Genomic DNA, 26,570 nt, shown 5'->3' on the forward strand with positions numbered 1-26,570 from the left:
CAATGAAAATTTTTCAGAAAATCGCTTTTATTCTTTTCATAAGTATGGCTGTGGCTTGTTCTAAACAAGAAAATGAGCCTGTGTTTGAGCTGATGAAAGAAGAGGAAACGGGTATCGTATTTAATAACAAAATTGAGAATACCGAAGAGTTTAATATTTTCAATTATCGTAACTTTTATAACGGTGGTGGCGTAGCAGTAGGTGACATCAACAACGATGGATTACCCGATATTTTCTTTACGTCCAATATGGGGTCTAACAAACTTTACCTCAATAAAGGCAATTGGAAATATGAAGATATTTCTAAAAAAGCAGGTATAGAAGAAGCCGATAAATGGAATACAGGTGTAGTAATGGTTGATATTAATCATGATGGACTGTTGGATATTTATGTCTGTAATGCGGGCTATCGCAAATTTACTAAACAGCAAAAAAACGCTCTTTTTATCAACAACGGAAACCTGACTTTTACCGAATCTGCTGCTAAGTATGGTTTAGATGAAGGTGGATATACCACACATGCAGCCTTTTTTGATTACGACATGGACGGCGATTTGGATTGTTATATTCTCAACAATAGCTTTATTCCTGTAAATACCCTTAACTATGCTAATAATCGTGATATGCGTGCTGAAGATTGGCCTGTAAAGGATTTCTTGAAGGGGGGAGGCGACAAATTGATGCGAAATGATAATGGTGTTTTCCATGATGTGTCTAAGGAAGCAGGTATTTATAGTAGCTTAATCGGCTTTGGCTTGGGTGTCACTATAGGCGATGCCAACAACGACCATTATCCAGATATTTACGTTTCCAACGATTTTTATGAAAAAGATTATCTGTATATCAACCAAAAAGATGGGACTTTTAAAGAAGAAATAGAACAACGGATGAAGCATATTAGTTTGGCTTCGATGGGTGCCGATATGGCCGATGTCAATAATGATGGTTTCTCTGAAATTATTACAACCGATATGTTGCCAAGAGATGAATACCGCCTCAAAACAACTTCTTCTTTCGATAATCATTATGTGTTTAAATTAAAAAAAGACCGTGGTTTTTATAATCAGTTTCAGCAAAATAGCCTTCAACTCAACAACCAAGATGGTACCTTTAGCGAAATTGGTAATTACGCAGGTGTTGCCGCCAGCGATTGGAGCTGGGGGGCATTGATGTTTGATGCCGATAACGATGGTTACAATGATATTTATGTGTGTAATGGGATTTACCACGATGTAATCGACCAAGATTTTATTGATTTTTTTGCCAATGAGTTGATGCAACGTATGGAGTCTACAGGCGTAAAAGAAAGCTTTAGCAAGATTATTGAAAATATGCCTTCACATCCAATTCCCAACAATTTTTTCCATAATACCCAAACCCTAAAGTTTGAGGAGAAAGCCAAAGCGTTTGGATTTGAAACCCCGTCGTTCTCTAATGGAGCTACGTATGCCGATTTAGACAACGATGGCGACTTAGATTTGGTGGTAAATAATGTCAATATGCCTTGCTTTGTATATCGCAACAACTCAGATAAACTAACCAATAAAAAGCATTATATCAAGGTGAAATTACAGGGTGAGGGGCAAAATACTTTTGCTGTAGGGGCCAAAGTGGATATTTATGCCAACAAAATGGTACAAACTCGTATGGTAGTTCCTTCAAGGGGCTTTCAGTCTAGTACCGAATATCCATTGACATTTGGCTTGGGTAGTATCTCAAAATTAGATTCAATGGTTATTACTTGGCCCAACCTCCGAATCAGTGTCTATAAGAATCCTAAAATAGATTTTACGCATACTGTAGCTATTAAAGATGCCCATAAAATAACGAATTATCCTCCAACACAATCAACCAAAGGGTATTTTGAAGTCCTTGCCAGTCCATTAGAAAAACACGTAGAAGATAGTTACGAAGATTTTTATCAAGAAAAAAACTTACCTGCATTGCTTTCTCGCGAAGGGCCTAAAGCCGCCGTTGGCGATGTGAATGGTGATGGGCTAGAAGATATTTATATCTGTGGTGCCAAATATCAAGGAGGGCGGCTTTATTTGCAAACGGCTTCTGGTTTTCAAAAATCACCTCAGGCTATCTTCAAAACGTTTTCATTTACAGAAGATACTGCCGTTAGCTTTTTCGATGCCGACAACGATGGTGATTTAGATTTGTATGTAGGTAGCGGAGGCAATGAAAATACCAAAGGGTCGAGCGAACTACTAGACCGCCTGTATCTTAACGATGGTAAAGGACAATTTAGCTATGTGTCGAATGCCATTCCTATTAATAGCTACAATACATCTGTGGTATTACCATACGATGTTGATGGCGACGGCGACCTAGATTTATTTGTAGGCAGTAGGAGTGTTCCTATTCAGTATGGTCAAAACCCTCCAAGTTTTATATACGAAAACCAGGGCAATGGTACATTCAAGGATGTAACCTCATCGGTAGCTCCTGATTTGCTCGAATTAGGGATGATTCGTGATGCCTCGTGGAGTGATATCAATGGCGACGGTAAAAAAGATTTGGTGGTTGTTGGCGACTGGATAGCTCCGCAAATATTAATTGCATCAGGAAAGAAATTTCAGAAAGCTACCAGTGGATTAGAGCAATATACAGGTTTTTGGGAAGCTGTAAAGGTTTTGGATATTGACAAAGACGGTGACAATGACTTGGTAATAGGTAATATGGGCGAAAACTTTACCCTAAAAGCTAGTATTGAAGCTCCGCTCAAAATCTGGGTAAAAGATTTTGATAAAAATGGTAGCACCGACAAAATCCTGACCAAGACAGTAGGAGGGAAAGACGTACCTGTTTTCTTAAAAAGAGAAATGGCCGAACAGTTTCCAGCCCTTAAAAAGCAGATACTAAAACATTCAGATTATGCCCAAAAAACTTTACAAGACCTTTTCCCTTCCGATATCTTAGAGGGTAGTCTTATAAAAACAGTAGGTTATTGTAAATCAGTAGTTGCTGTTAACGATGGCAAAGGCAACTTTACTTTGAGCGAGCTACCAGAAGTAACCCAATTGTCGTGTATCAATGCTATTGAAACCACCGATATAAATCACGACGGGCTACCCGACCTTATGCTAGGAGGAAATTATACAGGATTTATTCCACAGCTCGGAATGATAGATGCAAGCCGTGGCAATGTGCTAATCAACAAAGGGAAAGGACATTTTGAAGCCCTAACAAACCAGCAGAGTGGCTTTTTGCTCAATGGCGAAATAAAGCAGATTGTTCCTTTAAAAATGAAAGGTCAGGTCAATTACCTGGCATTGGTCAACAACGATTTTCCGAAGGTGTTTAGGTTGAAAAAATAACGTATTCTAATAGTCAATCAAGCGTGCTATTTCCTGTGAAATATGAATACAACTCATTTTGTCAGAATTGCTATCAGCCTAATCTTGTGTTTCAATGGTATTAATACCTTTGCTCAACAGGTAGGAAATTATGTTAGTTTCATAAAAACTAATACTGAACTAAGGCTTAAAGGAACAACAGGAGATATTTTGATTCAAGTATTGGGTCAAAATATCTTTAAAATACAAATGTTGAAAACCAATCAAATAGTGGTGGATAGTGCTTACACAATTATCCTGAAACCACAGAGATTAGACAATCCTATCAAAGAAACATCAGAAACAATAGAAATACAATTTGAGAAATGTGTTTTACAAGTAGATAAATATCCGCTTCGGGTAGGCTTAAAATCTGGAAATTCGTTTAAAATACAAGAAGATGAAGGCTTTACTCAAACACCCGATTCTGTGTATCTTTCTTTCCGAATAAATCCCAAAGATATATTTCATGGTGCAGGAGCAAGGCCTTTTGGCTTAGACCTTAACAAAAAGGTTTTTGATTTCTACAATACCTACGAGCCAGGTTATTATGAAGAAAACACCAAGGTGGTACAAGGTATCAATATCCCTTTCTTGGTATCGTCGCACCGATATGGGTTATTGGTTGATAGTCAATTGCCAGGCTCTATGCGGATGTACGTAGGTGCATTGGATTCTACAAAGTTAAATATCCAAATTAATAGCAAGGGACATTGGGCATATTACTTGATTAATGGAGATTCCAACGATGAAATTTTGGCAGGATATACATTACTGACTGGACGACAACCTTTACCACCCCGTTGGGCTTTTGGGTATTTACAATCAAAATATGGTTATCGTTCAGAAGAGGAGGCCATCAGTGTGGTATCTAAGTTAAGGGCTCAAGGGTTTCCAATAGATGCCCTCATCCTTGATTTGTATTGGTATGGCAATGAAACCAAAATGGGGAATTTGGATTGGGATTTGTCAAAATGGCCTAATCCTACCAAAATGATGGGCGATTTTTCAAATAAAGGCGTAAAAACTATTCTGATCTCTGACCCTTATGTAACAATTAATTCCTCCAATTTCAAAATAGCAGATTCATTAGGCTATCTAGCAAAAGATATTTTGACCCATAAAACCAGCACCTTTTCTATGTGGAATGGGGTAGTTGGTTTGTTAGATATTTATCAATCCTCTACTCAAAAATGGTTATGGGATAATTACAAACGCCTTATTAATCAAGGTGTAAGCGGTTGGTGGTCGGATAAGGTAGAACCCGAAACACATCCTTTAAATTTACTCCACCCAATAGGTTCTACCTTACAGGTACATAATTTATATCCGTTGATATGGGCTCAAAATATGTCGGAAGGGTATCGCATAGAATACCCTCAAAAAAGGCTTTTTCATCTTATTCGTTCAGCCTATACTGGTGCACAACGATACGGAGTGTTGCCTTGGAGTGGCGACGTAACGCGTTATTGGGCTGGGCTCAATGTCCAAATCCCGATTATGCTACAGTCAGGCATGTCGGGCTTGGCTTATATGCACTCGGATGTGGGGGGCTTTTTTACCGACCCTTCGCAGAAAGATAAAAATGAAGAGCTTGATTTAAGATGGTTACAGATGTCGGTTTTTTCGCCAATGGTTCGTGTACATGGGCTTCGCGAAAATATTGAACCCTACAATTTGTCTGAACCTTTTGGCTCAATTTTTAGAAACTACCTCAATATTCGCTACAAGCTTTTACCCTATATTTATACACTTGCATGGCAAAACACAACAACAGGAAGACCAATTTGTTTGCCAATGGATTATTTTGAGTTTGATAAACCCTTAGGTAATAATAAAGACCAATATTTCTTTGGTGAAAACTTGCTAGTAGCTCCTGTATTATTACATGGAATGCTTGTGCGTAAGGTGGTTTTACCCAAAGGAAAATGGTTTAATTTCTGGACAAATGAACTGCACGATGGTAATAATAATGTATTTAATCAATTGTCATTAGAACACATTCCTGTATATGCCAAAGCTGGAAGTATTATTCCTCTGGCTCAGTCGGCCAAAGTATCTACAGAATACTATACCTCCGATAGTTTATTGCTAAAATACTTTCAAGATATATCAGTGCCAAGTACAACATTTACGATGTATCATGACGATGGAAATAATCCGCAGGCAATAGCTAGCCAGCAGTTTGAGCAATTACAGTTTTCGGGCCAAACTTGGACAGATAGTATTGCTATTCAGTTGAATAGAACTCATACATTTAAAGGTGGGCTATCTACTAGAGCCATGGTTTTAGAAGTAGAAAACCTAACCTCTATTCCCAAATCGGTTAAGATTAACAACCAGAATGTTGCCGTGGTATTGAACGAATCGGCTTTTAACAAAGATTTTTTATCGTACTATAATGTGGCTACCAAGCAGCTCAAAATACGGTATCTGTGGAATTGTAACGAACGAGTTCAGATTAGTATTGAACGCAATGGTTTGGCAATTATCACTGGCATAGATGAAGAACTGGCAGAAAGCAGTTTCTTTAGTGTTCATCCAAATCCTGTTCAGGCTGGTCAAAACATTACCATAACTACTAATATTCCATCTACGGGTAGATACACCCTCGAATTACTCTCTGAACAAGGAACGGTATTGTCGCAAGTAAACATAGGAAAACAGTCTAAAGGTGTTGTATTAAAACAAAACTGGGAAATGCCTGTCGTACGTGGGGTACATATTATTCGATTGATAGAAGAAAATGGAATAGTGGTCAGTAAAAAAATAGTAATTTTTTAAAAAGAGCTAAAAAAAATAGATATGAAGCCTTTATTAAGTCTTTTTTTGCTGTTCTGTATAGGTTTGTTATCTTGTGTAGAAACTTATGATGTCGAAATTAATACTTCAAAAGGGTATTTACTTGTCGATGGAGTCCTCACAGATTTAAACGAACCTCAGGTTATTACCATTAGCCGAACCCTAGAAGATGCCTCTTTTTCTAGTTCAGAATATTCAGCTTCTATTCGTTCTAAAGAAACTACAACACTTCCAGTTACTCAGGCTCAGGTAAAAGTAGTGGTGAATGATAAAGAAACCCTCGAGCTAACTGAAATAGAGCCAGGGTATTATCAGTTGCCCAATGGCTTTAGAGGAAAAGTTGGCAATACATATCAATTAATGTTTTTGACTACCGATGGTAAAAGATATACATCGTCTGTTGAAAAAATGTTGCCTGTACCCACAATCAAGAATATTTATGATGAGTTTAATCCAAAAGGAATTAAAAGTGCTTTCCCTGGAAGCGAGCAGATAGCTTGCAATAATATATATGTTGATTTTGATGATACCGCAAACGAGAAAAACTTTTATAGATGGCGTTGGGTTAACTGGGAAATTCAAACAATTTGTGAAACATGTAGGCAAGGAAAGTATTACCTATACGAAACAGGAAATGGTATAACAGGCGATTGTTATCGAGACCTTACCTTGCTAGGAAATAACCTCTATGATTATAGCTGTGATAATTTATGTTGGGATATTTTTTATAGTTCAGACATCAATATCCAGTCGGATATATATACCGATGGGCAGTCGCAAAAAGGAAAGCTAGCCGCCCAAATACCACTGATACAGTCTAACGCATCGTTAGTAAGTGTTCAACAAATGTCGCTGACTCCTAATGCTTATCGAAACTTAAAGTTATTACAAGACCAATCTGTTAATACAGGAACGTTGGCCGATACGCCTCCTGCACCTATCAAAAGCAACGTCAATAATATCAAAGACGAACAAGAACTTGTATTAGGCTTTTTTACGGTTTCATCGGTGTCTGAGATAAGGTTTAACCTTACTAGAAAAAATACCTCTGGCGGAGCCTACAATAATATTTTTAAAACTATCAACAACCGAGATGCTATTTACGAAGAACCTTCTAATGAACGACCGTATATTCCTTTAGCTATCTGTAAAAAAAGTAGAAAAAGAACACCAAGTATGCCTCAAGGTTGGAAATAATCCCTAAACATTCCCAAAATGAAATTCAAATATTTACTGACTTCAATATGTATATTTTGCTTCACGTCGGTATCTGCACAAAGTGTAGTGGAGGGAATCTTATTGGACTCGTTGACACAATCGCCTTTGCAGGGGGCATCAGTTGTTGTAGATTTTAGCAAACGATTATCAAGTACCACTACCGATGCCAAGGGGCATTTTTATGTATCAGTACCAGAAGGAAGTCATGTCTTGAAAATTAGATATTTAGGTTATTTACCTATATCATTATATATTCCTAAAGGGGGCAATAGTATCGGTCTTGTTTTTAAAATGAAAGCTGTTGCCAACGAAATAGAACAAGTAATTGTAACAACAAAAGGTCTTGATAAAACCGTTCGACAACCCTTGTTGGGAGTAAATCAAATTAGTATTAAGAATTTAGAAAAGCTTCCAGCGGCATTTGGCGAACTAGATTTACTAAGAGGAATACAGATGTTGCCAGGTGTTACAAGTGTTGGCGAGGCATCAAACGGCGTAAATATTAGGGGTGGTACAACTGATCAAAACCTTATATTACTCGACGATACCCCCATTTTTAATCCAACTCACATGTTTGGCTTGTTTTCGGTATTCCCTCCCGATGCTGTATCTAACTTAGATTTATTTAAAGGTAATGTTCCTGGCCGATTTGGCGGGCGAGCAGCCTCTGTAATTGACGTAAAGCTTAAAAATCCTAGTTTAGATAAGCTTCATTTGAAAGGAGGTATCAGTATTGTATCGAATAGAGTAATGGCCGACATTCCTATTGTCAAAGAAAAACTAGGGATATATATTGCAGGACGAGGGGCATTCAATGACTTTATGTTGCCTTTGGCTTCTGAAAAATTCAATGACATTAAAACCAAATTTGGAGAAGGGGTCTCTAAATTATTTTGGCGAATCAATAGCAAAAATACCTTTACAGCTATGGGTTATACAAGTCTTGATTATTTTAAAACAAACTTGTTGCCCAATCTTCCCAATGTGGTAGGAACATCTACGTATTATAATCATCAAACCACCAATGCCATGATGCGTTGGTATCATGTGATTTCATCAAAAATAGATATTCAGACAACAGCGGTTTTTGCACAATATTCTCCTACTATTGCAACTACCGAGTATCAATCAGACAATGCCGTTAAACTAGCGTCAAGCCTTTTACAAAAACAACTCAAATCTAATATCAATTACCAATTAGATAATTTTAAAATAGAAACAGGATTAAGCTTTACGCAATATATTATTAAACCTGGCACACTCAACCCCAACAAAAGTGTGAGTGTACAGTACATTACTACTCCAACCGAATATGCCAATGAAATGGCATGGTATGGCGACACAGAATTAGCCTTGTCGACTAAGCTGGCTCTATCACTTGGTTTACGCTATTCTTATTTTGCCGCTATGGGGCCATCTAATTACCGAAATTACCAAATATCAGAACCCCGTGATGATTTTTCGGTAATAGATACCGTACAAGTGGCATCTGGTAAGGTGATTCAATCTTACGGTGGCTTTGAGCCTCGAATAGGTATTCGATATACCCTCAATGAAAACTCATCTTTGAAATTTGGGTATAATTTAATGCGACAATACTTACAAGTGGTATCCAATACAACAACACCGATACCTACTTCTCGCTGGAAAACAAGCGATAAACATATTAAGCCTCAAATTAGCAACTTGGTTTCGGCAGGATATTATCGCAACCTAAAAGATAATATCTATGAGGTTTCGGTAGAAGGCTATTTCCGATATACTCAAAATATGGTTGATTATAAACCCGGTGCCGACTTTTTACTACAGCAGTATCCCGAAACTCAAATTGTACAAGGCGAAAGCCGAGCTTATGGCCTAGAGCTTATGGTGTCTAAGAAAAAAGGAAAATTAACAGGCTGGGCAAATTATACATATTCTCGTACCGAAAACCGAACCCTCAGTGGCCTCAGTGCTTTAGAGAAAGTAAATAATGGAAATTGGTATGCGGCCAATTATGACCGCCCGCATAGCCTAAATACCTCTATTGATATATTCGTAAATGACCATAACTCGTTTAGTTTTACATTTGTGTATAGTACTGGCCGCCCATATACCGAACCTGTTGGTTTTATCAACTATTTGAACAACTTTTACCCATTTTATGACCAACGAAACAATAAGCGTATTCCCGACTATCATCGCTTAGACTTTGCTTGGAATATCTATAACCCAACCATGAAAAACAAAAAAGTGAAAAGCCATTGGTCATTTACTGCCTACAATTTGTATGCACACAAAAATGTGTATTCTGTGTTTTTTAAAAGCGAGAATGGCGTGAACAAAGCGTATCAGTTGCAAATATTTGCCGCACCAATTGTATCAATCGCATATAACTTTGAGTTTTAGATATATTAACCATTTTTAGTAAAATAATTAATCATGCAAAAAGTTTTTATACAACTATTTATCCTTTGTTTGTTATTCAGTGCTTGTAGTCAGCATAAGGAAGAATATACCTTTGAACTACTAGATTCCCAACAAACAGGTATTGATTTTTCTAATGATTTGATACCTACCAAAGACTTCAATATCTTTCGCTATATGTACTTTTATAATGGAGGAGGTATTGGTGCTGGCGACTTGAATAACGATGGCTGGGTAGATATTGTACTGACCGCCAATATGAAAGACAATAAAATATTCTTGAATAAAGGCCAAATGAAATTTGAGGATATTACTGAAAAGGCTCATTTTAAGGGAGAAAAAGGGTGGTCGAATGGGGTATCAATCGTCGATATTAATCAAGATGGCCTATTAGATATTTATGTAAGCCAAGTCGGTGATTTTGATATGCTCAAGGGGCATAATCTTTTGTTTGTTTGTCAAGAAATTAGCAAAGAAGGTATTCCTGTATATGCTGAAAAGTCTAAAGAGTATGGGTTGGATTTAGTGGGCTTTGGTACACAAGCCGCTTTTATAGATTACGACTTAGATGGCGACTTAGATATGTTTCAGCTAAACCATTCGGTACATCAAAATGGTACATTTGGTTCAAGAGATAAATTTAAAAATACGTTTCACCCACTGGCGGGTGACAGATTTTTTAGAAATGACAATGGCAAATATATCGAAATAACCCAAAATGTTGGTATTATTTCTGATGCTTTGGGGTATGGCTTGGGCGTAGGCATAGGCGATATTAATTTCGATGGATACCCTGATATGTACATAGGAAATGATTTTCATGAAAATGATTATTTATATATCAACCAAAAAAATGGTACATTCAAAGAACAACTAGACCAATCTATTCGGCACACTAGCCAGTTTTCAATGGGTATCGATATTGCCGATATTAATAATGATATTTTTCCCGAAATCATCTCTTTAGATATGCTTCCATTCGACCGTGAAATACTCAAGCGTTCGGAAGGGGAAGATTCATATTCTATCTTTCGGTATAAATTACTTCAAGGATATAATTATCAATTTGCCCGAAACAATCTCCAGCTCAACAATGGCAATGGTACTTTTAGCGAAATTGGGATGTACTCAGGTGTACATGCTACCGATTGGTCGTGGTCGCCTTTATTGGTAGATTTTGATAATGATGGTAGAAAAGATTTGTTTATTTCAAATGGTATTCCTAAAAGAATGAATGATATAGACTATATCAATTTTGTATCATCGGAGGATATTCAGCAAAAACTCGATAACAAGGAGATGGACGAAAAAGATATTTCGTTGGTTGATAAACTTCCCGAAATAAAAATACCGAATAAGTTCTTCAGAAATACACCTACTCTACAGTTTCAAGACCAAGAAACGGCTATCCTCAATAATCAAAACTCTTATTCTAATGGAGCTATATATGCGGATTTGGACAACGATGGCGATTTAGATATTATTACCAACAATATCAATGATAAAGCTTTTGTGTATAGAAACTTGGCTGAAAAATACGCTCCTAATGCCTCGCATTCAAAAATATACCTGAAAGGCTCTGAAAAAAATCTTAATGCTATAGGGGCAAGGGTGTTAGTATTTAAGAAAGAGGAAATGCTATCTTTTGAAAAATTTCCTGTTCGGGCATTTCAGGCAAGTATGGAAATACCACTGTCTATAGGATTAGGTAACAAAGCCGAAATAGATTCTGTATATTTAATTTGGCCTGATAGATCATATCAGAAAATACCTACATCAGGCTTGAAAGATTCTTTGTCGATTACTTACAAAAAAGGACTACCGATATTTGATTTTGAAAGATTTAAAAATAGAAAAAATAATAATGGGTCGTTTCGTGATGTTGCTAATGATTTTAATCTAGCCATTAGTCACGAAGAAAATGACTTTGTAGAATTCGAGCGTGAAGCACTGATACCACACAAAATGTCTTCAGAAGGGCCTGCTTTGGCTGTGGCCGATATTAATCATGATGGCTTGGAGGATATTTTCTTGGGTTCGTCAAAGGAATCTTTACCTCGTTTGTTTCTCCAGAATACCAATGGTAAATTCAGAGAAAGTATACAAACAGCCTTTAAAAAAGATTCGATTTATGAAGAGGTTGACGCTCAATGGGTCGACATCAACAACGATACTCACCTTGATTTGGTGGTGGCCGAAGGTGGAAACGAGTTTTTTGGTAAGTCAGACTACCTGTTTCCAAGAGCTTATCTCAATGACGGAAAGGGTAACCTCACGATCAAAGATGATGCCTTCCCCGATATTAGAATGACAGCTTCGACTATCAAAGCCCTCGACTTTACAGGCGATGCCAAGTTCGATTTGTTTATAGGTGGTAGGGCTGTGCCTTATGGCTATGGCAAAGTGCCAAGCTCGTATTTGCTCAAAAATGACGGAACTGGCAAGTTTAGCGATATAACTTCTACTGTAGCCAAAGATTTGCTGACTATTGGGTTTGTGAAAAATGCAGAATGGGCAGACTTAGACAAGGACGGTGACCAAGATTTGTTACTTTCTTTAGAATGGGATGGTATTTGTATGTTAGAAAATCAAAAAGGGAAGTTTGTGAAAAAAATGCTAACGACCGAAAAGGGATGGTGGAATTTTACTTATACACAAGACTTTGACCTTGATGGCGACCTAGATATTTTGGTGGGAAATCTCGGCCTCAATAGCCGCTTGAAAGCGTCGGACACCGAACCTGTGAAGATGTATGTGAGTGATTTTGATAAAAATGGTACAACCGACCAGCTATTAACCTATTATTTAGGAGGAAAGGAAACCCTTTTTGCCAATAAAATGGAAACCCAAAAACAGTTTCCTTTTATGAAGAAAAAGTTTTTGTTGGCCAAAGATTTCGCCAAAGCCGAAATCGCTGATTTGGTTGGAGGTTCAGAGCTATCTAATGCAACTGTTTTTGAGGCTAATTACTTTTCAAATGCAATACTCATCAACGATGGTAAAGGAAAATTCTCCCTAAAAGCGTTGCCATATCAGGCTCAGTTTACGCCTTATTATGCCGCACAGGTGGTTGATGTCAACAAAGACCAACTTCCTGATGTGCTATTGATGGGTAATTTTTACGATTGCAATGTCCAGATGGGTCGCTATGATGCCAATTATGGTACATTGTTACTCAATAAAGGTAAAGGCAATTGGGAGGTGAAGTCGATAGGAATACCTGTAGACGGACAAGTAAAAAGAATCCGCCCTATTCGTATTAAAGGCAAAACTTACTATTTGGTAGCCCGAAATAACAACAAACTCATGGTGCTAGAGCAGTTACCCTAAAATACCATTACTATCCCCGCAAGTTTTAAAGCTTGCGGGGTTTTGTTTTTAGCGAATAAAAGGTAAAAGAGTGCCAAGAATGTTTTATTTTTGAAGCGTTTAGTCTTATAATTTTTTACTAAATAACAACTACAAAACATAAAGTGTTATAGCTTGTTATTTAGTAAATACGGCATTCAAAATTGGCTATTGGTTGAAGAATTTTATGAAAAAAATACTGTTTTTTGTTGGTGTATTGGCAACACTTGTGGCTTGTTCTACCCAAAATAAAGATACTTTATTTGAAGAACTTCCAGCTTCTTATACTGGCGTTGACTTTACTAATAGAATCTTAGAACGCTCAGATTTTAATATTTTCAATTATCGAAACTTCTATAATGGCGGCGGCGTGGCATTGGGCGACATCAACAACGACGGCCTACCTGATATATTCCTGACTTCTAATTTTGAACAAAATCGCTTGTACCTCAATAAGGGTAATATGCAATTTGAGGATATTACCGATCGTGCTGGTATTACAGGTAAAAAGTTTTGGAGTACGGGTGTTACTATGGCCGATGTCAATGGCGATGGCAAGCTCGATATATATGTTTGTAATTCGGGCAATAAGGATAATCGAGGCAACCAGCTGTATATCAATCAGGGAGTCAAAAATGGAGTGCCTTTTTTTGTAGAACAGGCTCAGCAATATGGCCTTAGTAATGGAGGGTTTACAACTCATGCCGCTTTTTTCGACTACGACCACGATGGCGATTTGGATATGTATTGTCTCAACAATAGCTTTACGCCTATGGATAGGCTAGGTTATGCCAATCTCAGAAATAAGCGTGACGATTTGGGAGGAGATAAGCTTTATCGTAACGACAACAATCATTTTGTAGATGTAAGTGCCGAAGCTGGAATTTATGGGAGCTTGATTGGCTTTGGTTTAGGGGTTACTATTGGCGATGTCAACAACGACAACTGGCCTGATATTTATGTATCTAATGATTTTTATGAACGGGATTATCTCTATATCAATCAACGAAATGGAACATTCAAGGAGGCCATAGAAGAACAGATAGGGCATACGTCTCTGTCGTCTATGGGGTCGGATATTGCCGATATTAATAATGATGGTAATCTGGATATTTTTGTCACCGAGATGTTTCCTGAAAGTGATGAAAGGGTCAAAAAAACAGCGACTTACGAGAGCTATGATTTTTTTGAATTTAAGCTCAAACAAGACTATTATTATCAGTATATGCGAAATATGCTGCATCTTAATAATGGCGATGGTACATTTTCGGAAGTGGCTCAGCAGCTTGGTATTCATGCTACCGACTGGAGCTGGGGCGGGCTGATGTTCGATATGGACAATGATGGCTTAAAAGACCTTTTTGTGGCAAATGGTATCATGAAAGACCTTACCGACCAAGATTATATTGCTTTTTTGGGAGATGAACATACCATGCAACAAATGTTGAGTGGTAAAAAGTTTGACTATCGTGAGTTTGTAGACCGAATGACCTCCACACCTGTACCAAACTATGCCTTCAAAAATTATGGAAATCTTAAATTTGAAAACAAAGCTGTAGATTTTGGCTTGGAAGGGGCCGGATTTTCCAATGGCTCGGCTTATGGCGACTTGGACAACGACGGTGATTTAGATTTGGTGGTCAATAATAACGATTCGCCTGTGTCGATTTATAAAAACAAAACCAACGAAAAAACCAATGCCCACTATCTAAAAGTAAAATTGAGCGGGTTTGCTCATAATCTTTTTGGTATAGGGGCAAAGGTTTGTATTTTTAGTAAAGGCCAACAACAGGTTTTACAACAATTACCCAACCGAGGATTTCAGTCTTCGATGGACTTAACCTTGAATTTTGGCTTGGGGACTACCACTACTATCGACTCGCTGATAGTAATCTGGAGCGATGACCAACGCCAAACGTTGAAAAATGTACTAACCAATCAAACCCTTACTTTAGTACATAGCGATGCCAAAGAAAAGTTTGTCTATAAAGCTCCAAGCACTCAAAATTTGCCTTTTCAAGATATTACCCAACAAGTTAAATTAGACTATAAGCACCAAGAAAATGACTTTGTCGATTATAATCGTGATGGCTTACTAAAGCAGAAATACTCTACACAAGGACCCGCCTTGGCTCTTGGCGATATCAATGGCGACGGCCTAGAAGATATATTTGTTGGGGGGGCATCTACACAACCCAAATGGCTTTATTTACAGCAAAAAAATGGTACATACCAAGGTGTAATGCCTGCTGAATTTCAAAAAAATATAGCTTTGGAGGTGGTTGATGCCTTGTTTTTCGATGCCGACAACGATAATGATTTAGATTTATATTGGGTAACAGGTAGTAACGAATTTGCCAAAGATTCACCTAATTTGACCGATAAGTTGTTTCTCAATGATGGCAAAGGAAACTTTACCGAACAGCTATCCTTGCCGCTTATCAAGGCTAGTGGCTCGTGTGTAAAAGTAGCTGATTTTGATTTGGACGGCGACCTCGACCTATTTATAGGTACACGGTTGATTCCTGAAAATTATGGCCGAACGCCTAGTAGCATTTTGTTACAAAACGATGGAAAAGGTAATTTTAAAAACGTAACTGATTCCATTTTGGCCGAAAATAAGGCTTTAGGCATGGTTACAGATGCCTCTTGGGTAGATTTAGACGGTGATAAATACCCCGAATTGGTTATTGTGGGAGACTGGATGCCTATTACCGTTCTTAAAAATAAACAAGGAAAGGGTTTTCAAAAAATTGATTTAGGCTTAGATAATATCAACGGCTGGTGGAATTGTATACAAGCTGCCGACATCGACGATGATGGCGACACCGATTTTATTATCGGTAATTTGGGGCTAAATCACCATTTCAAAGCAAGTGCTACCGAACCCGCCGAGTTATATGTTAATGATTTTGATAAAAATGGCTCATTAGAACAAATCATGACCTGTTATCGACAAGGTAAAGCTTGTCCAGTAGTATTGAAGGCTGATTTGCAAAAACAATTACCTAATATTAAACAGAAGTTTTTGAAGTTTGCCGATTATGCCACTGCTTCGATGGATGACCTATTTGACAATAGCCAAATGGAAGGAGTTACGATGCAAAAAGTAACCAATACTACCTCGATTTTCTTGATAAATCAAGGTAATGGAAAATTCTCGGTAAAAGAGTTACCTCAAGTGGTACAAATGGCTCCAATAATGAGTATCCAAACCTTAGATTATGACAACGATGGTCATCTGGATATATTACTAACAGGTAATTTCTATGACGTATTGCCAGAGGTAGGTCGTTATGATGCCAACTATGGAATTATTTTGCGAGGAAAAGGAAAAGGACAATACGACGTCTTACCTTCAACAGTATCAGGCTTGATGATAAAAGGACAAGTCCGTAAAGCAAGACTGACGAAGAATAGTTCAGGCAAAAAACGCATTATCATGGCCAAAAACAACGATAACCTACAAGTAATAGGGATCAAATAACAACAAATAAGGCGGTCGAAATTAGTTTTTCGACCGCCTTGTTTGATTAATAGTCAATAAATGTCTAGCATTTGTGTACTTTTTTCCGAATAGGGTGCGAGTTGCACCCTATTCGGAAAAGTACGATGGTCAACCTCATGACTATTTTAAATTATCCCAAAATTCGGGATGACTCATATATTGATAATCAATATTTATTCAAACATCAAATATAACGTAACAGTATGTACATTCAGTTTGCGAATGGCATTAGAATAAGAAAACGGACTGGTTGGAGCAATATACATATTGGTCAAGCCATGCGAAAATCGTAGTTCGGGCGTAAATTTGAAATACTTAAAAAACTGTTCAAAACCTATCCCATATTCCAAAGAAATATCTGCCCCACGTGTATTAAGCCTTGTTGTAGTAGCGGCATTTTTCCTTACATTAGCTTCAAGGCCTAATTTGATACCTGCATCGACAAACATTCTACTATTGCCTCGTCGCTGCGATTTGAATTTTAACAAAATTGGCAATTCTAGCCAAGTAGATTCTCTTAATTCTTCGGGGTAATCTTTGGTAACATTGAAACGATAATTGATTTCGCGTCCATACAAGGCTACATTAAGGCCAGTTTTGAGGTCGAAATAATTACTTAAAGTAAAATTGGCAATACCTCCTACCTGAAAAGCAAAGTTAGAGGGCGATACCACCGTTACCGATGTGTCGGTTGGGCTAGTAAATTTGGGGCTATGGTACAAATTAAAACGTGAACCACCAAACCCAAATAAAAAGCCAAAATGTACCAGCTTTTCGTCATAAAACTCATCGTAAATGCGTTTGTATTTGTAACGCTGAGCCAATGAGTTGCATGTATTTCCCAAAAGCAAAAGACAAACAATAGCAGCAAAAATTACTTTTTGCCTATGTATATTGAGCTGATTCCGAAAGTGAGTGGTATACATTGAGTTTGAGTAAAGCCTGCTTTTCTGAATACGCTCAAAAAGTTTTCTCCATCTGGAAATGCCTGTACCGACTCGGGAAGGTACGTATAGGCCGATGCGTCTTTTGAGACTAGATTACCAACAACAGGCAAAATATACTTGAAATAAAAATTATAAAGTTGTTTGAATGGAAATGATTTTGGCTTAGAAAATTCCAGAACAATACATGTTCCGCCCGATTTCATAACACGGCACATATCGGTCAAGCCTTTTTCTAAGTTTTCAAAATTCCTAACACCAAAACTAACGATAACAGCATCAAAGGTATTGTCTTCAAACAATAATCTTTCCGAATCACCTTTTTGCATTTCGATGATATGCTCAACACCTAATTTTTTAATTTTTTCTTTTCCAAAGCTCAGCATTCCTTCCGAAATATCTACTCCTACGATTTTTTCAGGTTTCAAAGCCAAGGCTTCAATCGCAAAATCGCCAGTACCAGTAGCAATATCTAGTATCGTTTTGGGCTGCGATGCCTTCAATAATTTGATGGCTTTTTTACGCCACAAAATATCAATTCCGCCACTGAGTAAATGATTAAGAAAATCGTATTTTGGAGAAATATTATCAAACATTTGAGCTACTTGCTCTTTTTTACTGGCATCTTGCTCTTTGTATGGAAGTACGGTCATCGTCGAAATGATTTTAATGAAATAAAGTAGCTTGGGGCCTTTACCAAATAGCAACTTTGAATACTGACAAGGGAGTCGCTTGCCCAAAAGCGACTGCAAAGTTACGATTCATCTCCGAGATAACAGCTTGTACAAGAATAATGTTTCACAAGAATCAAACCAGTAATTAGGAATTGGCGTAGATAATGCTAAATTTATTTGGTAGAAAGAAGTTTTCAACTCAATTACACAATCCCAAACAACTTAATCCATGTACTTATGACAACTATTGTGATGTATACTATGGCATTTCTTTATGCTTTTGCAGGTGTTTTTCATTTTTTAAAACCTAGATTTTTTTTGGCTATCATGCCTCCGTTTGTCCCTGCTCATCAGTTGATGGTGGCTCTTAGTGGAGCCGCTGAAATTTTGTTGGCAATAGGACTTCTTTTTCCTCAAACCCGTTCGTTGGCTGCTTGGGGTATAATAGTATTGCTGTTGGCTGTTTTTCCTGCCAATATTTATATGGCTACTTCTGGAAAATTCACTGCTCTGCCACAATGGGCTTTGTATTTGCGTTTGCCTCTACAGTTTGTGCTAATTTGGTGGGCTTATCAATATACACAGGCATAAAAATCTAAAAAAACTGATAAGACCAGCTCACAGAAAAATACTCATCGAGTTTCTAGCGAATGTTCAAAAGCAATCCTGCTTCCGAGTAGCGTGTTAAGGTTTACCCACTTCTTTTATGATAGCCCAAAAGCTATAAAAACAGTGTAGCCGTTTTCTAAAGAGGCTATTTGATTTCGGCAACTTGGTAGAAAAAGTTTCTCCAATTTTATTTTAAAATGGTATGCTTGCATAATAATATTTATTGTATTATTTTTACTTAAAATATGAAAAATAAGTATGGTTTGTAAGTATTCATATAGGCAAACCACCCAACAATAAATAGTAAGATGATGGCACAACAATATTCGCGTCGAAATCTCGACTTTATGCTAAAAGAAGTCCTCCATGTTGGGGAATTGACTAAATATCCTTATTTTCAGGACTATACACCCGATATGTTCGATATGGTGTTAGATACTGTCGAAGAAATAGCCGACAAGATTATGCGTCCTGCCTATGTAGAATCTGACCGCAAACAGCCTGAGTTAGTCAATGGGCAAGTGAAAGTGCATCCGGCGGTAAAAGATTATATTAAAGCAATGGGCGATGCGGGTTTGATTAATGCTTCTTTTGCTTTTGAGCACGGTGGACAACAATTGCCAGTGGTGGTTAATGCTGCCAACGAGTTTATCAGAGGAGCAGCTCATAATTCTTTGGTAATGTTTACAGGGCTAACTGCTGGGTCGGCTCATTTGATATATTCTTTTGGCTCGACAGACCTACAAGAAAAGTTTGCTCATAGAATGGTTTCGGGCGAATGGACAGGCACGATGTGTCTGACCGAACCCCAAGCGGGTAGCTCGCTCTCGGATGTGATTACGACAGCACAGCCTTTGGCTGATGGAAGTTTTACAATTAAAGGTCAAAAGGTGTTTATTTCGGCAGGCGACCACGATATTGCCGATAATATTATCCATTTGGTGTTGGCTCGTATAGAGGGTGCTCCATTGGGTACAAAAGGAATATCGTTGTTTGTTGTACCCAAATTTAGGGCCGACGAAAGCGGTAATTATACTATCGACAACGATGTGATTTCTACAGGTATTTACCACAAAATGGGGCAGAAAGCTACGCCAGCAATGCACCTTACTTTTGGCGATAAAGATAATTCGATAGGTTATTTGGTGGGCGAACCTAACAAGGGGTTAACCTACATGTTTCAAATGATGAACGAAGCCCGTTTGGGTGTAGGTATGGGAGCTACTTATATTGCCTCTGCAGCCTATTATGCTTCTTTGGAATATGCTAAAGAACGACCACAAGGACGACGATTAAACAATAAAAATTTGGAAGAAGGACAAACATTTATCATCAACCACCCCGATGTAAAAAGAATGTTGTTGTTCCAAAAAGCAATTGTAGAGGGGTGTATAGGCCTGTTGTTTGAATGTTATTTCTGGCAAGATATGATTCATGCTCATGGGCATCATTCAGAGGAGGCCAAGCCATATCAGTTATTGCTAGATTTGATGACTACCGTTGCAAAAACTTACCCAGCCGAATATGGTATTAGGTCGGTCAATGAGGGCTTGCAGGTATTTGGCGGATATGGTTATACCGAAGATTTTCCATTAGAGCAAATGGCTCGTGATGTGAGAATTATGTCGATCTATGAAGGAACAACAGGTATTCATTCGCTCAACTTGCTAGGTCGTGGTATTACAAGTAACAACGGTAAAGCTCCACAATTACTATTTGGCGAAATAATGAAAACCATCGAAGCCGCCAAAACCCACGATGAATTGATACCTTATGCCGAAAAACTGGAGAAAGAATTGGGCCGATTACAGAAAGTAACTATCCATTTATTGGGAATAGCATCACAGGGCGACAACGAAGTATTCCTTTCTGATGCTAACTTGTACATGGAATTTTTTGGGACGGTGTCGGTGGCTTGGCAGTGGCTCAAACAGGGTATTGTTGCCAAAGAGGCTTTACTAACACAAAACCCGCTTGGCGATGATTTAGCTTTTTATGAAGCAAAGCTCCATACCATGAAATTTTATTTCCACTATGAATTAGTCAAAACATTAAGTTTATCGGCAAGGCTATTAGACACAGAAGTGCTTACTGCAACTTCCGACTTTCAGCCTGCGATTTAAGATACCATTACACTAAATTAACAAGCTGAATCAAGTAGAAGGACGAGTCACTCAGGTGTTCGTCCTTTTTTTATGAACTGATTTACAGTCGCTCACCAGCCTTAATTGCTATAGGAAGGAAATTTTCGGCAGGAGGAATTGGGCAAGTAAACGTATGATTATAAGTACAATAAGGATGATAGGCCAAATTGAAATCTATAACCAATTGACTACCTTTGATATTTTGGGGGTCTAAATCAAGGTAGCGGCCTGCACCGTAGGTTTCTTTGCCCGAAGTAAGGTCTTTGAAAGGTAAAAACAATAAGCCTTCGGCGTTGATAAACAGCTTTAAAGCATATTTTTTTCCTCCTATTTCAAAAGTAGCATTGCCATAAGGCTCGTACGCCTCGGTTTCGCCTCCTGTCATTTGAATTTCTATTTTTTGTCCACTTTTAAGCTTATCGATTGTTGCTGTGACTCTCCAAGTGGGGTCAATAGCGAAATAAGGAAGTTGCCGAAAAGCATTTTTATTTTCAATGGGCGACTCTTTATCGGTTTTTAGGTATTGGTCTTTATCGTTTCGAATACCCTGAATTTGGGTTTTATAACTTGCTATATCCTCGACCGACTCCGTTTGGGTACTACCACTATTAATAATATTGTAAGCTATCGTAATTATTACAATGATGGCGATGAATCCTATAATCTTTTTCATAAAATACGTTATTTATCCTAAATTCTTTACAAAGATAAGTCATTAGCTTGAAGGCTTGGGTACGAAACCCAAAAATCGTATTACTCATAAAACTTGACGAATATCCTAAAGCCTTATTTGATAACTTTTAACTTTGTGACTTGAATTTTTGTTGAGTAAAAAACAATCAATATTTTAAACAGTCTAACATTATGTTTACAGGAATTATAGAGGCCATCGGCGAAGTAGTAGATATTCAGGCAGAAGGCAGCAATATTACATTCAAATTGACATGTCCATTTACCCAAGAACTCAAAGTAGACCAAAGCTTGGCTCACAATGGTGTTTGCTTAACCGTAGTAGATATTCAAGGCTCTGTGTATGCTGTAACAGCCATCGACGAAACCCTCAAGAAAACCAACCTTGGCCGATTGTCTGTAGGCTCGAAAGTAAACCTAGAGCGTTGTATGCCTGCCAATGGCCGTTTTGATGGACATATTGTACAGGGGCATGTCGACCAAACAGGTATTGTTACTGCTATTACCGAGCAAGATGGTTCGTGGCTATATGATTTTGAATATGAGCCAAACAACCAAAATATTACAGTAGAAAAAGGCTCTATTTGTATTAATGGAACAAGCTTAACCGTTTTTAATTCAGGTACAAATACTTTTAGGGTAGCCATTATTCCTTACACTTACGAGCATACGGTTTTTCATACTTTACAAGTAGGCGATACCGTTAATCTCGAATTTGATATTGTAGGGAAGTATATCCGAAAAATGATGAATCTCTAAAAACACAAATTGGTGGGTATCAGAAGTAATAACCTGTGCCTACCAATTGTTATTCCTAAATACAATATCAAGTATGAAAAAAGCTCAAATGCTATTATTCTTCACTTTGTGGTCTTTACAACGCCTATTGGCTCAACAAGTAATTCCCGAACCTGTTTTTCAACAAAAAGTAGCTGGTGAGTTTGTGTTTTCACCCGATATTAAAATACATATTCCTGCAGGAAACGAAGAAATTGCCAATATCGCTAACTTTTTGTCGGAAAGTATAGCCTTACCTACAGGCTACAAATTGCCAGTATCGACAACGCCCCGAATAGGAAAGCATATCAATTTTAAACTTGAAAAAACCACTTTCAAGGTACTCGGGCAGGAGGAGGGATATTCCCTAGAAATTACCCCTAAGCATATCGACATCAAGGCACATTCTGCCAGTGGAATGTTTTATGCTGTACAAACTTTATTGCAACTTTTGCCCAAGCAAATAGAAGCCAAACAGTACCAAAAACTTACGTGGAAAATACCATGTACAAGCATAACCGATTACCCAAGGTACGCTTGGCGTGGTATTATGCTAGACGTAAGCCGCCATTTTTATCCAAAAGAATATATTAAAAAATTTATCGACCAACTGGCAAAGTACAAATTCAATACTTTTCATTGGCACTTGACCGACGATCAAGGTTGGCGAATAGAAATTAAATCATTCCCAAAACTAACTTCAGTTGGAGCATGGCGTGTACCCCGAATCGGTAACTGGTGGGACAGAGAACTGCCCTTACAAGGAGAAACCCCCAACTATGGAGGCTTTTACACACAGGACGATATTCGGGAAATTGTGGCTTATGCCCAGTCGAGGTATATCCAAATCCTTCCCGAGATAGATGTGCCAGGGCATAGCCTTGCTATGCTAGCGGCGTATCCCGAACTATCGTGTGCAGGAGGCAATAAGTTTCAGGTAAATGGCGGTTGGCGGTTTTATCGTGAAGTAGAAAATTCGCTTTGCCCTTCCAACGAAAAAGTGTACGATTTTCTGGACAAAGTTTTTGGGGAGATTGCAGGGCTTTTTCCGCATCGCTATATTCATGTTGGGGGCGACGAATGTTATAAAGGTTATTGGGAAAAAAGCCCCGAATGTCAGGCATTGATGAAGCGAGAAAACCTAAAGAATACCGATGAGTTACAGAGTTATTTTATAAAAAGAGTAGAGAAAATATTGGCCTCTAAGGGGAAAAAACTCATTGGATGGGACGAAATTTTGGATGGTGGCCTTGCTCCAGATGCCACTGTGATGTCATGGCGAGGAGCAAAAGGAGGTATCGAAGCCGCCAAACAAAACCATGCCGTAGTAATGTCGCCCAATACCCATGCTTATTTAGATTTGTACCAAGGCGACCCTCTGGCCGAGCCTAATACCTATGATATGCTACGCTTGAAAAAGGTGTATAGCTTTGAACCAACACCAAGCGGTGTCAACGAATCATTGATATTGGGTGGGCAAGGCAACCTGTGGACAGAATCTATACCCAATGTTCGTCATTTAGAATACATGATGTATCCACGAGCATGGGCTTTGTCGGAAGTACTGTGGAGTAAGAAAGAAAAACGAAATTGGAATTATTTTGCTACAAAAATGGAAACACACTTTGGCCGAATGGACGAAGCAAAAATCAATTATGCTCGCAGTGTGTACGACCCCGTAATTAGGACAATCAAAGAAGGCAATGCCATAAAAGTAGAAATGCAAACAGAACTAAGTAATTTGGATATCTATTATTCGTTTGATGGTACCAATCCAGACAACTTTTTCCCAAAATACCAAGGCAAAACCCTGGTGATTCCTAAAAATGCAAGTTACCTGAAGGTACAAACCTACCGAGCTGGCAAGCCAATCGGACAACGTATTACTATTCCCGTAAAAACACTACTGGACAGAGTTGGGCGTTTTCAGAATGTCATAGATTAGGGATTTCATAGGGTTTTACGTGAAATGCTAAAAGATGGTGCAAATGAAGCCGATATTATTACATATTTACAAGATAAAAACATTCCTGCTGACGAAATTACGTTAACAAAAGTTGCCGAACAGATTTTACAGACACCACCTGAGCAAGGTTATTTGACTATTTCAAACGCTTTGCAGTGGCGATTACAATACCAACGAATTGTTACATTGGCCGATGGTATTTCTGGAATAGAGAAAATTGTAAGCTATAACAAACCTCAATGATGAAAGTATTTGGAGCGAATATTACCCATCAGGTTTTGGATTACTTAAATGATAGTCTGAGAAATATGGTGTCTGTAGAAGAAGCCAACAGCAAATTATTTCAATCTTTTGGGGTGATACAATTTTTTGATAATGAAGAAGATTTACAGATCCTCAAAGAAAGTATATCAATTTCACAAAGCATCGTTTTAGACCCAGATAGGGCTGAATATGGTGATTTTCAGACCAATATAGAGCTAGCAAATAATATTGCTTTACATCTAACAACAAAAGATATTTCGCCAGAAATTATTATCGAACCAACTTGTGGGAAAGGAAATTTTATAGTTGCTTCTTTGAAATATTTCAACGGTGTTAAAAAGATTTATGGTATTGAAATATACAAACCTTACGTTTGGGAAAGTAAATTTAACATTCTTGATTTCTATCTAAAGAATCCTAACGAAAATAATACAAAACATAACCTCCCCGAGGTTTCAATTATTCATACCAGTATTTTTGACTTTGATTTTAAAAATATTGCCAAAGAAAATAACACAAAAAAGATTTTAATTATCGGAAATCCACCTTGGGTTACAAATGCAAAACTAGGTAGCCTAAACTCATCTAATCTTCCTAAAAAAACAAATTTTAAAAATCATAACGGATTAGATGCAATAACTGGCAAAGGTAATTTTGATATTGCCGAATACATTACATTAATGATGGTTGAAACTTTTCAAAACCAAAATGGCAATATAGCATTGTTGGTAAAAAATGCTGTCATTAAAAATATTGTATTTGACCAAATTAACAATAAATATCATATTTCTGACCTAGAAAAATATTTGATTGATAGCAAAAAAGAGTTTAATGTATCTGTAGAGGCTTCTTTGTTTTATTGTAAGCTCAATTCAAACCCTACGTTTTGGTGTACAGAATTTGATTTTTACAATAATTCGGACGTGAAATCAAATTTTGGTTGGGCAACAGATAAGTTTGTTTCTAATCTTGATAATTATAGTGATTCCATTCAAATTGATGGAAAATGTCCGTTTGAATGGCGACAAGGAATTAAACACGACTGTTCTTCCATCATGGAGTTAGAGCTTGTAAATGGATGTTTTGTGAACGGATTGAAGGAGGAGGTTAGTTTAGAAAGTGATTTGGTATATGGTATTTTAAAAAGTTCGGATTTGAAAAATACCATAATAAATCAAACGAGAAAACATACAATTATAACACAAAAGAAGGTTGGTCAAGAAACGGATTATATCAAATATAACTTTCCGAAAACCTATAAATATTTGAGTGAGCATCAAGATATATTTAATGCGAGGAAGTCGAGTATTTACAACAATAAACCCCCGTTTTCTATTTTTGGTGTTGGTGAGTATTCCTTTAAACCATACAAAGTTGCGATTTCAGGGCTTTATAAAACCTACCATTTTACACTTATTTTACCCCAAAACCAAAAACCAGTAATGCTTGATGATACCTGCTATATGTTGGGTTTTGATAAATTAGAATTTGCGGTTTATTCTCATATACTTTTAAATGCTAAAATAACAACGAAACTGCTGCAATCTATAACTTTTGCAGATGCTAAACGGACATTTACAAAAGATGTTTTAAGGCGAATAGACCTTTTAGCATTAGCTGAAATAATAGATAAATCTGAATTGAAAAAAGAACTAGATTATATAAACCAAACATATAACTTCAATTTGACCTTAGATTATTGGGACGACTTTATGAATGAAATGAAGCCAATAGAACGTATACAAATGGAGTTGTTTGCATAATATTCCAAATGCGGAGCAGATAGACTTAAATTAAACTGAAGGAAGGCTTTTTTGTACTAAACTGCTCCGTATTTGGTAATATTCACAATGATTTGTTTACTTATGTACCCAAGTCG

15 protein-coding genes are annotated in these 26,570 nt (G+C 37.5%); 12 read left to right on the forward strand and 3 right to left on the reverse strand.

The window, feature by feature from the left end:
• Positions 1-2 precede the first annotated feature (2 nt).
• From FLEMA_RS0103720 to FLEMA_RS0103745, 6 genes are all read left to right on the forward strand, one after another.
• Positions 3-3,323 carry a VCBS repeat-containing protein gene (locus FLEMA_RS0103720; RefSeq protein ID WP_081681251.1) on the forward strand — a complete coding sequence of 1,107 codons (3,321 nt, stop codon included), beginning with the start codon at positions 3-5 and terminating at the stop codon, positions 3,321-3,323.
• 42 nt (positions 3,324-3,365) lie between these two features.
• The gene (locus tag FLEMA_RS0103725; protein WP_026994301.1) at positions 3,366-6,125 is read left to right on the forward strand and encodes a glycoside hydrolase family 31 protein; all 2,760 of its coding nucleotides are present in this window, start codon (positions 3,366-3,368) and stop codon (positions 6,123-6,125) included.
• Between the two features lie 21 nt (positions 6,126-6,146).
• Positions 6,147-7,340 carry a DUF4249 domain-containing protein gene (locus FLEMA_RS0103730; RefSeq protein WP_026994302.1) on the forward strand — a complete coding sequence of 398 codons (1,194 nt, stop codon included), beginning with the start codon at positions 6,147-6,149 and terminating at the stop codon, positions 7,338-7,340.
• 18 nt (positions 7,341-7,358) lie between these two features.
• Entirely contained in the window at positions 7,359-9,749 is a 2,391-nt protein-coding gene (locus FLEMA_RS0103735) for a TonB-dependent receptor (RefSeq protein ID WP_026994303.1), read from the forward strand.
• Between the two features lie 33 nt (positions 9,750-9,782).
• Positions 9,783-13,097, forward strand: coding sequence for a VCBS repeat-containing protein (locus FLEMA_RS0103740; RefSeq protein ID WP_026994304.1), 3,315 nt, complete (start codon positions 9,783-9,785; stop codon positions 13,095-13,097).
• A 205-nt stretch (positions 13,098-13,302) separates the two neighbouring features.
• A complete protein-coding gene (locus FLEMA_RS0103745; protein WP_026994305.1) occupies positions 13,303-16,602 on the forward strand; it encodes a VCBS repeat-containing protein in 3,300 nt (1,099 codons plus the stop codon).
• A gap of 194 nt (positions 16,603-16,796) precedes the next feature.
• Here FLEMA_RS0103745 and porT read toward each other — a convergent pair whose 3' ends face one another.
• Together porT and ubiE are read right to left on the reverse strand one after the other, a co-directional pair.
• Entirely contained in the window at positions 16,797-17,549 is a 753-nt protein-coding gene (gene porT / locus FLEMA_RS0103750; protein ID WP_026994306.1) for a type IX secretion/gliding motility protein PorT/SprT, read from the reverse strand.
• A complete protein-coding gene (gene ubiE / locus FLEMA_RS0103755) occupies positions 17,498-18,220 on the reverse strand; it encodes a bifunctional demethylmenaquinone methyltransferase/2-methoxy-6-polyprenyl-1,4-benzoquinol methylase UbiE (RefSeq protein ID WP_026994307.1) in 723 nt (240 codons plus the stop codon). The genes porT and ubiE overlap by 52 nt, the downstream gene beginning before the upstream one ends.
• A gap of 282 nt (positions 18,221-18,502) precedes the next feature.
• Here ubiE and FLEMA_RS0103760 point away from each other — a divergent pair, with 282 nt between their 5' ends.
• A complete protein-coding gene (locus FLEMA_RS0103760; RefSeq protein WP_374755610.1) occupies positions 18,503-18,832 on the forward strand; it encodes a DoxX family protein in 330 nt (109 codons plus the stop codon).
• A 326-nt stretch (positions 18,833-19,158) separates the two neighbouring features.
• Entirely contained in the window at positions 19,159-20,973 is a 1,815-nt protein-coding gene (locus FLEMA_RS0103765) for an acyl-CoA dehydrogenase (protein ID WP_026994309.1), read from the forward strand.
• Positions 20,974-21,055: 82 nt separating this feature from the next.
• On the opposite strand, the gene FLEMA_RS67395 is transcribed toward FLEMA_RS0103765, so the two are convergent.
• Positions 21,056-21,667 carry a DUF1684 domain-containing protein gene (locus FLEMA_RS67395; RefSeq protein WP_044170755.1) on the reverse strand — a complete coding sequence of 204 codons (612 nt, stop codon included), beginning with the start codon at positions 21,665-21,667 and terminating at the stop codon, positions 21,056-21,058.
• Positions 21,668-21,858: 191 nt separating this feature from the next.
• Between FLEMA_RS67395 and FLEMA_RS0103775 the strand changes: the two genes are divergently transcribed.
• The 4 genes from FLEMA_RS0103775 (at position 21,859) to FLEMA_RS0103790 (ending at position 26,454) form a co-directional block, all read left to right on the forward strand.
• Complete coding sequence (locus tag FLEMA_RS0103775) at positions 21,859-22,443, forward strand: riboflavin synthase (protein ID WP_026994310.1); 585 nt, start codon at positions 21,859-21,861, stop codon at positions 22,441-22,443.
• Between the two features lie 73 nt (positions 22,444-22,516).
• Positions 22,517-24,406, forward strand: coding sequence for a beta-N-acetylhexosaminidase (locus FLEMA_RS0103780; protein WP_026994311.1), 1,890 nt, complete (start codon positions 22,517-22,519; stop codon positions 24,404-24,406).
• Between the two features lie 24 nt (positions 24,407-24,430).
• Positions 24,431-24,670, forward strand: coding sequence for a hypothetical protein (locus tag FLEMA_RS0103785; RefSeq protein ID WP_026994312.1), 240 nt, complete (start codon positions 24,431-24,433; stop codon positions 24,668-24,670).
• Positions 24,667-26,454, forward strand: a complete 1,788-nt coding sequence (locus FLEMA_RS0103790) for a hypothetical protein (protein ID WP_144080034.1) — start codon at positions 24,667-24,669, stop codon at positions 26,452-26,454. The genes FLEMA_RS0103785 and FLEMA_RS0103790 overlap by 4 nt, the downstream gene beginning before the upstream one ends.
• Positions 26,455-26,570: the final 116 nt, after the last annotated feature.

It is taken from the genome of Flectobacillus major DSM 103, assembly GCF_000427405.1.
Classification (GTDB): Bacteria; Bacteroidota; Bacteroidia; order Cytophagales; family Spirosomataceae; genus Flectobacillus; species Flectobacillus major.